This is a genomic window from Streptomyces sp. NPDC013187 (genome assembly GCF_042899705.1).
Classification (GTDB): Bacteria; Actinomycetota; Actinomycetes; order Streptomycetales; family Streptomycetaceae; genus Streptomyces; species Streptomyces hawaiiensis_A.
In genome coordinates, this window is record NZ_JBIBAF010000014.1 from 68,054 (window position 1) to 80,964 (window position 12,911).

At 72.7% G+C, this 12,911-nt stretch carries 14 protein-coding genes and 1 riboswitch; of the genes, 3 read left to right on the forward strand and 11 right to left on the reverse strand.

What is annotated here, in order from left to right; all coding sequences use genetic code 11:
- Positions 1-130: 130 nt before the first annotated feature.
- Positions 131-832, forward strand: a complete 702-nt coding sequence (locus tag ACFY5B_RS28125) for a TetR/AcrR family transcriptional regulator (protein ID WP_389974236.1) — start codon at positions 131-133, stop codon at positions 830-832.
- Between the two features lie 12 nt (positions 833-844).
- Here the strand turns inward: ACFY5B_RS28125 and ACFY5B_RS28130 are convergent, their stop codons facing one another.
- Positions 845-2,659: an ABC transporter ATP-binding protein gene (locus ACFY5B_RS28130; protein WP_389974240.1), complete on the reverse strand. Its 1,815-nt coding sequence runs from the start codon at positions 2,657-2,659 to the stop codon at positions 845-847.
- 288 nt (positions 2,660-2,947) lie between these two features.
- The gene (locus ACFY5B_RS28135) at positions 2,948-3,538 is read right to left on the reverse strand and encodes a TetR/AcrR family transcriptional regulator (RefSeq protein ID WP_389974242.1); all 591 of its coding nucleotides are present in this window, start codon (positions 3,536-3,538) and stop codon (positions 2,948-2,950) included.
- A 120-nt stretch (positions 3,539-3,658) separates the two neighbouring features.
- Here ACFY5B_RS28135 and ACFY5B_RS28140 point away from each other — a divergent pair, with 120 nt between their 5' ends.
- Positions 3,659-4,090 (forward strand): 4-oxalocrotonate tautomerase family protein, encoded by a 432-nt coding sequence (locus ACFY5B_RS28140; RefSeq protein ID WP_389974245.1) that lies wholly within the window; start codon positions 3,659-3,661, stop codon positions 4,088-4,090.
- On the forward strand, positions 4,083-5,093 hold the full coding sequence (locus ACFY5B_RS28145; protein ID WP_389974248.1) for a zinc-binding dehydrogenase: 1,011 nt from the start codon (positions 4,083-4,085) through the stop codon (positions 5,091-5,093). The genes ACFY5B_RS28140 and ACFY5B_RS28145 overlap by 8 nt, the downstream gene beginning before the upstream one ends.
- Here the strand turns inward: ACFY5B_RS28145 and ACFY5B_RS28150 are convergent.
- The 9 genes from ACFY5B_RS28150 to ACFY5B_RS28190 form a co-directional block, all read right to left on the reverse strand.
- Entirely contained in the window at positions 5,088-5,420 is a 333-nt protein-coding gene (locus ACFY5B_RS28150; RefSeq protein ID WP_389974251.1) for an STAS domain-containing protein, read from the reverse strand. The genes ACFY5B_RS28145 and ACFY5B_RS28150 overlap by 6 nt on opposite strands.
- A complete protein-coding gene (locus ACFY5B_RS28155; RefSeq protein WP_389974699.1) occupies positions 5,417-6,739 on the reverse strand; it encodes a PP2C family protein-serine/threonine phosphatase in 1,323 nt (440 codons plus the stop codon). The genes ACFY5B_RS28150 and ACFY5B_RS28155 overlap by 4 nt, the downstream gene beginning before the upstream one ends.
- Positions 6,739-7,542, reverse strand: a complete 804-nt coding sequence (locus tag ACFY5B_RS28160; protein ID WP_389974254.1) for an alpha/beta fold hydrolase — start codon at positions 7,540-7,542, stop codon at positions 6,739-6,741. Before ACFY5B_RS28160 ends, ACFY5B_RS28155 begins: the two co-directional genes overlap by 1 nt.
- A 73-nt stretch (positions 7,543-7,615) precedes the next feature.
- Positions 7,616-8,272: a maleylpyruvate isomerase N-terminal domain-containing protein gene (locus tag ACFY5B_RS28165; protein WP_389974257.1), complete on the reverse strand. Its 657-nt coding sequence runs from the start codon at positions 8,270-8,272 to the stop codon at positions 7,616-7,618.
- A 128-nt stretch (positions 8,273-8,400) separates the two neighbouring features.
- On the reverse strand, positions 8,401-9,255 hold the full coding sequence (locus ACFY5B_RS28170; RefSeq protein WP_389974260.1) for an energy-coupling factor ABC transporter ATP-binding protein: 855 nt from the start codon (positions 9,253-9,255) through the stop codon (positions 8,401-8,403).
- A complete protein-coding gene (gene cbiQ, locus ACFY5B_RS28175; protein WP_389974262.1) occupies positions 9,252-10,001 on the reverse strand; it encodes a cobalt ECF transporter T component CbiQ in 750 nt (249 codons plus the stop codon). The genes ACFY5B_RS28170 and cbiQ overlap by 4 nt, the downstream gene beginning before the upstream one ends.
- 6 nt (positions 10,002-10,007) lie before the next feature.
- The gene (locus tag ACFY5B_RS28180; RefSeq protein ID WP_389974265.1) at positions 10,008-10,376 is read right to left on the reverse strand and encodes an energy-coupling factor ABC transporter substrate-binding protein; all 369 of its coding nucleotides are present in this window, start codon (positions 10,374-10,376) and stop codon (positions 10,008-10,010) included.
- The gene (locus ACFY5B_RS28185; RefSeq protein WP_389974268.1) at positions 10,373-11,080 is read right to left on the reverse strand and encodes an energy-coupling factor ABC transporter permease; all 708 of its coding nucleotides are present in this window, start codon (positions 11,078-11,080) and stop codon (positions 10,373-10,375) included. The genes ACFY5B_RS28180 and ACFY5B_RS28185 overlap by 4 nt, the downstream gene beginning before the upstream one ends.
- Positions 11,081-11,109: 29 nt before the next feature.
- Positions 11,110-11,295: riboswitch (cobalamin riboswitch) on the reverse strand.
- Positions 11,296-11,423: 128 nt separating this feature from the next.
- Positions 11,424-12,869: a serine/threonine-protein kinase gene (locus ACFY5B_RS28190; RefSeq protein WP_389974702.1), complete on the reverse strand. Its 1,446-nt coding sequence runs from the start codon at positions 12,867-12,869 to the stop codon at positions 11,424-11,426.
- Between the last annotated feature and the right edge of the window lie 42 nt (positions 12,870-12,911).

Below are 12,911 nucleotides of genomic sequence, written 5' to 3' on the forward strand. Positions count from 1 at the left end.
AGACCGACGCTGTGCGAGACCGACGCTGTCGAGACCGCCGGTGCGTCCGGCCCTCGGTGCGTGCCAACCGTTGATCCGTGAGACCGCCGGTGTGCCGGACCGTGGGTCCGCCAGGAGAGGAGTCCCGGTCATGACCACCCGTGTCCCGCAGGAACGCAGACGGCGCAGACCGACCCGCTCGGGGGTCCTGCTGTCGGAGGACCTGATCGTGCAGACCGCGTTGCGGCTCATCGGCGAGCACGGACCCGAGGCGCTGAGCGTGCGCCGGCTCGGCGCGGCCCTGGGCTGCGACCCGACCGCCCTGTACCGCTACTTCCACGGCACCGACGACCTGGTGCTCGCCATCGCCGACCGGATCATCGGCGACGCCATGGCCGGCTTCGCCCCGGGAGACGACTGGGTGGCGTCGCTGCGCGAGATGGCCCTCAGGGTCCGTGCGGGATACCTCGCCCATCCGCGAGCGGCGGCCATGGCGGCCCACCGCGTGACCCGGCGCCGGAACGAGATCCGTGCCGTGGAGACCGGCATCGGCCTGCTGCTCGCCGCGGGCTTTCCGTCGGCCGACGCCGCACGGCTCTACCTGGCCTTCATCGACACCGTGCTGAGCCACGCCGCCGCTGAGGCGGCTTTCCAGGCCCTCCCTCCGCAGCAGCGCGAGGCCGACCGCCGGTCGTGGCGCGACGTCTACCAGGACCTCGATCCGGCGACGTACCCGTCCCTGACCGCGGTACGGCAGGAGCTGCCCGCCATGGCGGACAGCTCCTTCGAGCAGGCGGTGGAGCTTCTGCTGGAGGCCCTGGCGGCCCGGGCACGGGCCCTCGGACGGAAGTGAGCAGCCCGCGTGCTACAGCGCCTCGGCCCGCCCGGAGGTGTCGTCGAGGAAACCGCCCGACTGGTGCTGCCACAGCTTCGCGTAGGCGCCGTCGATCGCGAGCAACTCCTGGTGGGTGCCCTGCTCGACGATCCGGCCGCGGTCGAGGACGACGAGCTGGTCCATGCCGGCGACCGTGCTCAGCCGGTGTGCCACCACCAGCGCGGTCCGTCCGTCCATGAGCCGCCAGAGCGCCTCCTGGACCAGCAGTTCGCTCTCGGAGTCCAGGGCGCTGGTCGCCTCGTCGAGCAGCAGGATCGGCGCGTCCCGCAGGATCGCCCGCGCGAGGGCGACCCGCTGGCGCTGACCGCCGGACAGCTTGACGCCCCGCTCGCCCACCATGGTGTCGAAACCGTCCGGCAACGCGTCGGCGAACTCCGTGACATGGGCCGCCTCGGCCGCCCGGAGGATCTCGGCGTCGGTGGCGTCCGGCCGGGCGAAGGCGATGTTGTCCCGCAGGCTGCGGTGGAACATCGCCGGGTCCTGCGGGACGTACGCGATCCGCCCGCGCAGGTCGGCCTGGCGCACTCGGCTGATGTCCTGGCCGCCGATCAGGATGCGGCCGCCGTCGATGTCGGTCATCCGCAGCAGCAGCCGGGTGAGTGAGGTCTTGCCGCCGCCGGACCGGCCCACGAGGCCGATCTTGGATCCGCTCGGCACGGCCAGGTCGAGTCCCTCGAACAGGGGACGGCCACCTCGGTGGGCGAAGGTCACCTTCTCGAAGCGGACGTCGGCGGCCCGGGACCGCAGCGGCTCCGGGGCCGGTGGGTCGAGCACGGTCGGCGGCGTCAGCAGCAGTTCGGTGAACTGCGCGGCCTCCGTCATCGAGCTCTCCAGCCGGCGGTATATCTGGTTGAACTCGAACATGATCCGGGTCGCGTTGTTGTAGTAGGCGAAGGCGACCACGACCGCCTCCACCCCGTGCGCGCCGCCGCCCAGCGTCACCGCGAGGAGCAGGCCCATCGCGTTGGTCAGCACGGAGATCGGCGCGACCAGGGTGTCGATGCGCAGGTTGCCGTAGTCCCACGACCGCATGGTGAGCCGGCGGGACGTCGCGACCCGGGAGCGGTGCTCGGCGGCCTCACGCCCCTCCGCGGCGAACGCCCGCACCGTGTCCATGTTCATCAGGCTGTCGGCGACATGGCCCGACACCCGGGCGATCGCCTCCTCACGCTGGTCCACGAGCGCCTGGCGGCGCCTGACGAGCGGCACGACGAGCACCGCCGTCACCGCGATCATCACCAGGAGTCCGACGACGAGCAGCGGTTCGTAGCGCCACAGCACCACCGCCCCGAACGTCAGCGGCACGAAGCTTCCCACGATCTGGAACGTCAGCGTGTCGACGAACTGCTCGAAACGGGAGGCGAAGCTGAGAACCCGCTTGGTCAGCGAACCGGCGAAGTTGTCGTGGAAGAACGCGGCGTCCTTGGCGAACAGCTCGTCCATCCCGATCACGTACAGGTGCTCGATGCCCAGGGCGTCGAGACGGTTGAGGCAGTGCAGGGCGACGCGCCACAGTGCCTCCGCGGCCAGCAGGACACCCGCGAAGGCGAGCACGTACGGCAGCGTCGAGTCGGCCGTGACCTCCTTGTTCCCCGCGATGTCCGCGACGAGCTTGGCGACGATCAGCGGCGCTACGTAGTTGATTCCGATGTTGCCCAGCGCCGAGAGCAGCATCGCGGGTGCCGTCCACCGGCGCAGCCGCGACAACTCCCGTCCGTAGTAGCGAAGTGCGAGAAGCACCGAGCGCTTGCCCGGTAATACCCTGTGTGTTTCCGGCGTTTCCATCCCACCCCTGTGTCGTTCTGTGGCCGCCCGCCACGCTGCGCGTGCGGGCAGGGGCCATCGCCGCAACGGATGTGTGAGGTTTCGGGTCGAGTCCGGAAGTGTCCCGCGATGCCGGCCGCGCAGTCCAAGCGTTTTCCGGCCGGGCGGAGGTGTGCGGGGAGCGCCAGGAGGCGCGGCGACGGGCTGCCCGTACGCCGGGGCGAGGCCGCAGAGCCCTCGGGGGTGAGGGTGGCCGGCCGGGAAGGACCGAGGCCGCGGCACCGGAGGGCGAGTGGGCTGCGGGAGCGGTCAGTCGGTGATCGCGCCGACGATGAGTGCCTCGAGCTGGGCGGCCGTGTGGTCCAGCGGTTGCGTACTGCGCTTGGCGCGGCACATGGCCACCGTTCCCTCGACCGCCGCGACGATCAGTGTCGCGATCTGGCTCGCCTCTTCGGGCTCGGCACCGCGCTCGCGCAGCGACCCGGCCAGCAGGCCCTCCCACTCCTCGAAGACGCCGGCGGCCGCTGCCAGGGCGGTGGGCGTCTCGTCGGCCGGGGGCTCCTCGATCGAGACGGCGAGGACCGGGCAGCCCGCCCGGAAGTCGCTGTCCACGACGATCGCGCGCCACAGGGCGAGGAAGGCCCGCAGTCCGGCTACCGGCCCCGCCTCCAGCTCCTTGCGCAGACCGCGGGCGGCCCAGGCCCCCGTGAAGCGCACCGCCTCGGTGGCCAGTTGCTGCTTGCCCTCGGGGAAGTAGTGGTACGTCGAGCCCAGCGGCGCCCGGGCGTGCTTGGCCGTCTCACGGATGCTCGTCGCGTGCAGGCCGCGTCGGCTGATCATGTCGGCCGCACCGGCCACGATCCGCTCACGCGCCGTCGGACTCGGCTTGGTCACGTGCATGATCCCTTCCGGCCCTGCTGGTCATAACAGTCGTCATAGTCTAGCGTGGCCGTGCTTTATAACGACTGTCATAAAGCTGCGTCGCCCCCTGTCCGACGCGGCGAAGGAGAGAGGTCCGCCATGCCGATGATCCGGCTCACCGTTCCCGCCGGTGCCCTGACCGAGGAGGGCCGCGGCAGCGTCCAGCGTGATCTCGCCGCGACGCTGCTGCGCTGGGAGGGCGCACCCGACACGGCGTTCTTCCGCGCCCAGGCGTGGAGCTACCTCGTCGAACTGCCCGAAGGCGCCCAGACGACCGCCGAGGACGACGCGCCGCGCTTCCTGGTGGAGGTCACCGTCCCGGAAGGCGCCCTGTCCGAGCGCCGCACCGCGGGCCTGACCGAGGAGGTGACGCAGACCGTCCTGTCCGCCGCCGGACTCACCCCGGACCACGCCCTGCGCGTGTGGGTCCTGGTGCGCGAACAGCCCGACGGCACCTGGGGCGCGGGCGGCTCCGTCGTCCGCCACGCCGATCTGGTCGCCATGGCGAAGGGGCAGCGGGCCGATGCGTGAACTGACCTACGTCGCCAAGCGCACCGTCGAGTGGCGCGAGGTGCCCGACCCGAAGCTCCGGTCCGACGGCGAGGCGATCGTGGCCCCGGTCGCCGCCACCCCCTGCGACGTGGATTCCTCCATCCTGGCCGGGCATGGGTTCATCGAGCCGCCCTTCGCCCTCGGCCACGAGTGCGTCGCCCGGGTCGTCGAGACCGGCGACTCCGTCACCGCCGTGGCCCCGGGCGACCTCGTCGTCGTCCCCTGGTCCATCAACTGCGGCACCTGCGACCGCTGCCGGGCCGGACTCACCGCGCACTGCACCACGGTCCCGTACATGGCGATGTACGGCGCGCCGATCGGCGGCAGCTGGGGCGGGCTCTTCTCCGACCTGGTCCGCGTGCCCTACGCCGACGCCATGCTGGTGCCGCTGCCCACCGGCCTCGACCCCGTCGCCCTGGCCTCCGCCAGCGACAACTGGTCCCTGGCCTGGCGCCTGGTCGCCCCGCACCTCGCCGCGCGCCCGGGAGCCCGGGTCCTGGTCGTCGCCCGCGGCAGCATCGGCCTGTACGTCTGCGACATCGCCCGCGCGCTCGGCGCCTCCGACATCCTCTACGTCGACCCCGACCCCGGACACCGCGCCCTCGCCCGGTCCTTCGGCGCCACCACCGCCGAGGTCCTGGAACCCCTGCCGCAGAGCTTCGACATCGCGGTCGAGGCGACCGGCCGCGTCGACCAGCTCGGCCTCGCCGTCAAGTGCCTGACGCCCGAGGGAATCTGCGAGAGCGCGGGCAACCACTTCCGCCCCGGCGAACTCCCCCTGCTCGACATGTACCTCACCGGAGTCACCCTGCGCGTCGCCCGCGACAGCGTACGCGCCCACATCCCCGACGCCCTGGAGCTCGCCGCCTCGGGCACCGTCTCACCCGGGAAGGTCGTCTCCCACGTCATCGACTGGGAGGACCTGCCGGCCGCGCTGCCGGAGAAGCACCTGAAACCGGTCTTCGTCCGGGCCGGGTCATGACGCGGCGCTGGAGTCCGGGCGCAACGTGAAGACCTGATCGAGGCCGACCAGGGTGAGGACACGCAGCAGGTTCGCCGGTACGGCGGCCAGGACGATGTCGGCGTCGGCGGCCAGGGCGTGCTGGCGTGCGGCGAGCAGGGCGGTGATGCCCGAGGAGTCGCAGAACGCCAGGCCCGACAGGTCCAGGACGAGGCACTGCCCCGGCGACAGGGGCAGCTGGTCGAGCCGGCCGCGCAGGACGGGGGCCTGGTCGAAGTCCAGGTCGCCGGCCACGTGCAGAACGGGTCCCGTGGCGGTGTCGAGCTGTCTGATGGTGAGCGCGTTCATGAGGTGTGACTCGTTGCCGGGGCTGTGAGGGAAGGGGTGGCGGGGACGCCGAGGGCGAGCAGGGCGGTGTCGTCGTCGAGGCCGTCGCCGAAGCTCTCGAGCAGCCCCGTGAGGGCGGTGATCACCTCGTGCGGTGCGGCGGGAGGCTGCTGGGTGGCGAAGGCGTGCAGGGCGTCCTCGCCGTACAGGTCGTCGCGGCCGGCGCCGATGCGGGCCTCGGTGAGGCCGTCCGTGTACAGCACGAGCGTGTCACCGGGTGCCAGGACGGTCTCGGCCGTGCCGATCGGAGCGCCGGGGACGACGCCGATCAGCAGGCCGCCGGGAGTGGGCAGGAACTCGGCTCGGCCGTCCGCCCGCAGGACGAGAGCCGGCGGATGGCCGCCGGAGGCGAGGCGCACCACGGTCCGGCCGTGTTCGCCGCCCGGCTCCACCGTCCCGAAGATGCAGGTGCAGTACCGCGGGTTGCCGTCGCCGGTGTACCGCTCGTGCAGGACGGCGTTCAGCGTGCTCAGCGCCGAGGCCGGATCCGGGTCGTGGTGGGCGGCGGCACGCAGGGTGTAGCGGGTCAGCGACGTGAGGGAGGCGGCCTCGGGGCCCTTGCCGCACACGTCGCCGAGGAAGAACGCCCACCGGTCACCGGCCACGGGGAACAGGTCGTAGAAGTCGCCGCCCAGCTGGTCCGGGGACGCCGTGTGGTAGTGGACTGCCGTCTCCAGGCCCGGTACGGCGGGCAGCGAGTCCGGCACCAGGGAGCGCTGCAGGACGGCCAGGGCGTCGGCCAGCCTGGCCCGGTCGGCCTCCGCCTGCCGCCGGGCCTCGTCGGCCTCGGCGCGGGCCCGCTCGGCCTCCTGCCGGCGGTGCAGGAGCTCCTTCTCGTAGGCGCGGCGGTCGGAGGCGTCGAAGACGGTGATGCGGATCAGCAGCGGTTCGCCCTCGGAGCCGTGCTTGATCACGGCGGAGACCAGCACCGGCAGCGGGCCGCCGCTCCGGCGTCGCATGTCCAGGGCGATGCCGCGCAGCTCGCCCTGCATGCGCAGCAGCGGAGCGAAGTGCGTCTCGTGGTACAGCCTGCCGCCGACGGTGAGCAGGTCCGTGAAGCGCTTGCGGCCCGCGACGTCCGCACGGTCCAGGCCGAGCCAGTCCAGCAGCGTGGTGTTGATCTTGGCGATGGTGCCGTCCATCATCGTGGACAGGTAGCCGCAGGGGGCGGACTCGTACAGGTCTTCCGAGCTGTCCTCCAGCAGCGCGGAGAAGGCCGCGTCCGTGCTGGCCTCGCCCCCCGTCCCGGCGGGCTCCGGCAGGCCGCCGGTGCGACACATCACTTCAGGGACTCCAGGAAGTCGAGGATCGCCCCGGCGGTGGCCTGCGGTGCGCTGAGCTGCGGGCAGTGCCCGGTGGCGTCGAGCGTGACCAGGCGGGAGGCGGGGATCGCCGTGTGCACGTACGCGCCGACCTCGCGGGGCGCGATGGCGTCCTGCTCGCACTCCAGCACGAGCGTCGGCACGGACACGCCCTTCAGGTCATCGCGGCTGTCGGTGAGGAAGGTCGTGCGGGCGAAGACCCGGGCGATGTCGGGGTCGGTGGCGCAGAAGCTGTTCGTGAGTTCCTGGCCCAGCTCCGGCCGCTCCGGGTTGCCCATGATCACCGGGGCCATCGCGGACGACCAGCCCAGGTAGTTCGCCTCCAGGGAGGCGAGCAGCTCGTCGATGTCCTCCGTGCTGAAGCCGCCGCGGTAGCCCTCGTCGTCGATGTAGCACGGCGAGGGGGTCACCATCACGAGCGCCCCGATCCGCTCCGGCGCGGTCTGCGCAGCCAGCACTCCGACCATGGCACTGACCGAGTGCCCCACGAACACCGCCTGCCGCAGGTCCAGCTCCTCACAGACGTCGACCACGTCGGCGGCGTAACCCTGGAGCGAGGAGTACCGCTCCTCGCTCCACGCCCCGAGGTCCGAGCCGCCGGAACCGACGTAGTCGAACAGCACCACCAGGTAGCGCTCGGCAAGTGCCGGTACCACCAGCCGCCACATGTTCTGGTCGCACCCGAACCCGTGGGCCAGGAGCAGCACCGGCGCGCCGTCGGGGCCGATGACGTTGACGTTGTTCCTGCGGCGGATGTCCATGCGGCCATGCTCCCACCCCGGACGGAGTGGTACGACGGCGGCCCTGCGAACAGCGGCTTCGCGACTGTGAAGGTCAGCCCAGGTACAGCGGCACCCTGGAGGCCAGGTGACCGAGCTCGGCCTGCTCCGCCTCGGTCGGCGCACGCCGCCCGGTGCCGATCAGCAGTGCGTCCACGTCGGGGAAGGAGGAGGGGAACGGGCCGCCCGCGATCCGCTCCAGCATCTCGCGGGAGCGGACGAGCCCCTCCGCGGGCGGCAGCTCCGCGCCCGGCAGGTGAGCGATCAGGTCGAGGTGGTGCAGCGTCCACTCCATGACGTACGTGGAGAGGAAGTCGCCCACGGTGAGGACCTCGTCACGGGTGCCGACCCGGCCGGACGGATCGGCGAACACGGCCGCACGCCCGGCGGCGGAGCCGACGTCGTCCAGGTGGAACTTCAGCAGGCCCGGATCCTCGTACGCGGCGGCAAGCCTGACGGTCAGCGCGTCGAGCGGGTCGTCGCCGGTCGGCGGAGTGTCCGAGACGTCCCAGTACGTCAGCGCGTCACGGGTCGGTTCCCGGTCGGAGGGCGTGGCCAGGGTGATCAGGACGTCCTGGGCGTCGACGATCAGATGGCACACCAGGTCCCGCACCAGCCAGCCCGTACAGCCGGAGGGCCGCCCGAAGTCCTCGTCGGAGAGATCGGCCACCGTCGCGCGCAACGCCGCCCAGGTGCGGGAGAAGAGATCCACCCCGGCAACGTAGAGCCGCGCGGCGACACCGCACAAGCGCGTTTCGGCCGGCCGTGCTCACCGCCGCGGCCTGGGCGCCCAGCCGCCCTCCCCCGATAGGGGTCTGCTGCTCGCCGAGAACGTGGCTCTCACGCTCCGGGCGCCCCCAACCGTCCTCCCACGAGCGCGGCGAGCTCGTCCGCTGTACGCGGGCCCGGCTCCGTTTCCGTCAACAGCCCCTGGGATCGCAGAAGTTCCGTCACCGCGGCACCCCACGGCAGACGCAGCCCCGCCTCCCGGAGGAGATCCGTGCGGGCCAGTGCCGTGGCCGCGGGCCCGGTGCGGACACCGGACGGCGTGAGGAGCGCGGCGTCGTCGGCCCAGCGCAGGGCGAGATCGACGTCGTGGGTGGCCATCACCACCGTGGTGCCGGTGGCCCGGAGCCCGTCGAGAGTGGTGAGGAGCCGCTCCTGGCCGTCGGGGTCGAGTCCGGCCGTCGGCTCGTCCAGGACGAGGACACGCGGCCGCATGGCGACCGCGCCCGCGATGGCCGTGCGTTTGCGCTGTCCGTAGGAGAGCAGATGGGTCGGCCGGTCGGCCAGGGCCGTGATGTCCAGGGCTGCCAGCGCCTCCGCCACCCGCGCCCGTACCCGCGTGTCGTCCAGGCCGAGGTTCAGCGGACCGAAGGACACGTCCTGCTCGACGGACGCCGCGAACAACTGGTCGTCCGGGTCCTGCACCACCAGCTGCACGGTGGTCCGCAGCCGGGTCAGGCCCTTTCGGTCGTACGCCACCGGCCGCCCCTCGACCGTCAGCCGCCCCTCTTGGGGCCTCAACCCGCCGCTGAGCAGCCGCATCAGCGTGGTCTTGCCGCTGCCGTTGCGGCCGAGCAGAGCGAGAGCGCGGCCCTCGCGGATCTCGAAGTCGAGGCCGCTGAGCACGGCCGGGCCGTCCTCGTAGGCGAAGGACGCGCCCCGCAGGGCGACGAGGGCGGGCTCGCTCATGTCAGCGGCCTTTCCAGTACGAGGGTGAGGACGGCCAGTGCGACGAGCAGCGCGCAACTGGCCGCCGTGAAGCGGACGGAGACCCGGGCCTCGGGCACCAGGACCCGCAGGGTGCCGTCGTAGCCCCGCCCGGCGAGCCCGGCCTGAAGCCGGCCGGCCCGGTCGAAGGCCCGGACGAACGCGGTGGCGCCGAGCCCGGCCAGGGACCGCCACTCCGCGGCCCGGCCGGTGTGCCCGAGCCGGGCCGCCTGGGCCTCCCGGATGCGCCGCATCGAGTCCAGCAGCAGGAAGCTCATCCGGTACGTCACGAGCGCTACGTCGACGACCGGCGCCGGGATCCCGGCCCGGACCAGTCGGGGCAGCAGGTCGGACATGGGCGTGGTGAAGGCGAACAGCAGCACCCCCAGGGAGGCCGCCGAGGTCCGCAGCAGCAACTCCCCGGCCCGGACCGCCCCGTCATCCGCGAGGGAGACGAAGCCGCCCGGCCCGCCCACCTGGACGAGCAGCGTGAGCGCGCCGGTCACGCAGAAGCCCAGCGGCACGCGGTAGGCCCGCCACAGCCGACGACCGGGCACACCGGCCGGACCCAGCAGCACGACCAGGGCCGTCAGGAGGACCAGGGCCGCGCCCGGCCAGGGCGGCAGGGAGATCGCGAGCAGGGTGAGACCGAGCCCGAGCACGGCCTTGTCCACGGGGTGGCGGCGGCGCCAGCGACTGCTGTGCGCCGCCGCGTCGATCGGCAGCACCCGGGCTCAGTCCCGTTCCGCGGCGGACTTCCCGGCGGTGTCGGAGAGCGCGCTCTCCGCCTCCCGCTCCAGGGCACGCTGCTCGCCCTGCCTGCGGCCCCGGCGCAGGCCGAAGTAGTAGGCGAGGACACCGGCGCCCAGGGCCGCCTGGAGAGCGAACAGCGCCGACTCGATCTCGCCGGACGGCGGCTCGTACAGCGGTGAGAACCACGGCTCGTAGTCCGGCTGCAGCTCGGTGATCGCCGTCTCCGCCTCGGCGTCGGCACCGGTGAACGGCTCCTTCTTGTGGTCGCCGAGACCGAGCGCCAAGGGCAGCACGGCGAGCGCGGCCACGAGGAACAGGAGCAGCAGGTTGATCTTCGTGTTCTTCTTCATCGGGCCGCCACCTCGCTCCCTGTCCCGGTCCGCGCCTGCTTCTTGGCGAGGAGCACGCCCAGCCGGGTCAGTTCGCCCTTGCTGGACTGCACCAGCAGCCGCATCACGAACACGGTCAGCAGGCCCTCGCTCACGGCGAGCGGGATCTGTGTGACGGCGAAGATGGAACCGAACTTGCCGAGCGCGCCCAGGAATCCGCTGCCCGGGTCGGGGAACGCGAGGGCCAGCTGCACGCTGGTGACGCAGTAGGTGGACAGGTCGGCGACGAACGCGCCGAAGAACACCGCCACCATCAGCGGCGCGTTGGAGCGCCGCAGCAGCTTGTAGACGACGTATCCGGCCCAGGGCCCGACGATCGCCATGGAGAAGACGTTGGCGCCGAGCGTGGTCAGGCCGCCGTGCGCCAGCAGCAGAGCCTGGAACAGCAGGGTGATGGTGCCCAGCACCGCCATGATCGGCGGCCGGAACAGGATGGCTCCCAGGCCCGTGCCGGTGGGGTGCGAGCAACTGCCCGTGACGGACGGCAGTTTCAGGGCGGACAGGACGAACGTGAAGGCGCCGGACGCACCGAGGAGCAGGGTGCTCTCGGGGTGCTCGCGCACTTCACGGGTGAGTGACCGGACCCCGTGGACGACGAACGGCGCCGACGCGACGCCCCAGGCGACCGCGTGCGCCGGAGGAAGGAAACCCTCGGCTATGTGCATGGCTCAGCAGACCCTCTCCAGCACCTCGTGGATGGTTGACGCGCCTTGGCCGGTCTCCTGGCTGACGGGTACCACCGCCCGGACTCCGCCTTCCCGGGTCGCAAGGACCCAGTGGCTGCCCGTGAGGGCCGGAGCCGGACTTCCCGATTCACAGTGGCGAGGGCCGCACCGGCATCACACCGGATTTCCCGTTCACCAAGGCCTGGTGACAATAAGGCCGGGGTAAGGGCGATGACAAGCCACCCAAGGGGCGCGTGAGGGGGCGCCCGTTCGCACACCGGCGCATCCCCCGGCTGATCCACGCGCTCCGCGCAGGGCTTCGCCGCGCGACGTCCGGGCCGTGTCAGTCCTCGCCCCCGTCGTCCCCGCCGTCGTCGCCCTCCCCGTCTTCCCCGGCCTGGCGCGGTTTCTCCGGCTGCGGCTGCTCCGGGCCGCCGTCGACCGGTTCCGCCGTGGGAGTCGCGGCGCTCGGAGCGGGCGCGGGAGGAGTCGGGGAAGGGGGCGGCGTGGACGGAGTGACATCGGCCACGGTGCCGGTGGCCGGCGTGTCGGCTGCCCCCGGGCCGGCCGCCGGGTCGGCCTGCGGATCGGAGGAGTCGGACGTGGCGGAGCCGGCGGACGGCGTGGCGGCGGGGCTGCTCGCACTCGGGGACGCGTCGGGTTCCGTGCCCTCCGCGGTCGTGTCGGGCGAGAACCAGCGCATGCCGATGAGCATCGCGGCGATGAACAGTGCCGCGGCGGCGGCCGTCGCGGCCAGCTTCGACCGGTTGCCGTGACCGCCGCGCCCGCGCGAGCGGCCCGAACGCCCCGCCTGGGCCGCCCGGGCGGCGGTGCGGTGGCCCGTGGTGGCGGGCAGCGCGTAGGTGGTCGGATGGCCGGTCTCGGCAGCGGCGTACGGTCCCGGCCCGGCGGGCATCGCCGTGGACGCGGTGTTCGGCCGCAGCGGCGGCGAGACCTCCGGCAGCGGCTCGGGCAGGCCCCGCCAGGCGCCCCCGGCGAACCACTCGGCGGCCTGCCGGGCGGTGGGGCGGTCCTCGGGCTGCTTGGCGAGCAGACCGAGGAGGTAGTTCTCGAACGCCGGCGGAAGTCCGGCGACACCGAGCTCGCGCGGCGGCACGGGAGCCGAGTCGAGGTGCTGGTGGAGCAGGGCGACGGCGGTGTCGGCCTCGAACGGGGGGCGTCCGCTGAGGAGCTGGTAGAGCACGCAACCCAGGGAGTACATGTCGGACGCGGGCCCCGCGGGCTTGCCCAGGGCCCGCTCCGGCGCGAGGTAGAGGCCGGTGCCGATGATCTGGCCGGTGGCGGTGAGCGCGGCGCCGGGGTCGTCGAGGAACCGCGCGATGCCGAAGTCGCCGATCTTCAGCGTGCCGCCCGCGTCCAGCAGCAGGTTGGCGGGTTTGACGTCCCGGTGCACGATGCCCTGCGCGTGCGCGGCGGCGAGCCCCGCGGACGCCTGCGCGGCGAGCAGGGCCACCCGCTCGGCGGGCAGCGCGCCGGAGGCGGTCAGCACCCCGGCGAGACTGTCGCCCTCGACCAGCTCCATCACCAGGTACAGCCGGTTGTCGTACTCACCGAAGTCCAGCACACCGACCACGTTGGGGTGGTTGAGACGTCCGGCGGTCTGAGCCTCCAGACGGAACCGGGAGGCCGCCGTGGCGTCGGTGTCCTGGGGCAGCAGCAGCTTGAGGGCCACCGCCCTGGCGAGCGTCTCGTCGTACGCACGCCAGACCTCTCCCATTCCACCGCGCCCGATCTCCACATCCAGCCGGTAGCGGCCCGCTAGCAGCACTCGTCCTCGTCTCACGCATAGGGGGAAGGTCGTCGCCGCAGG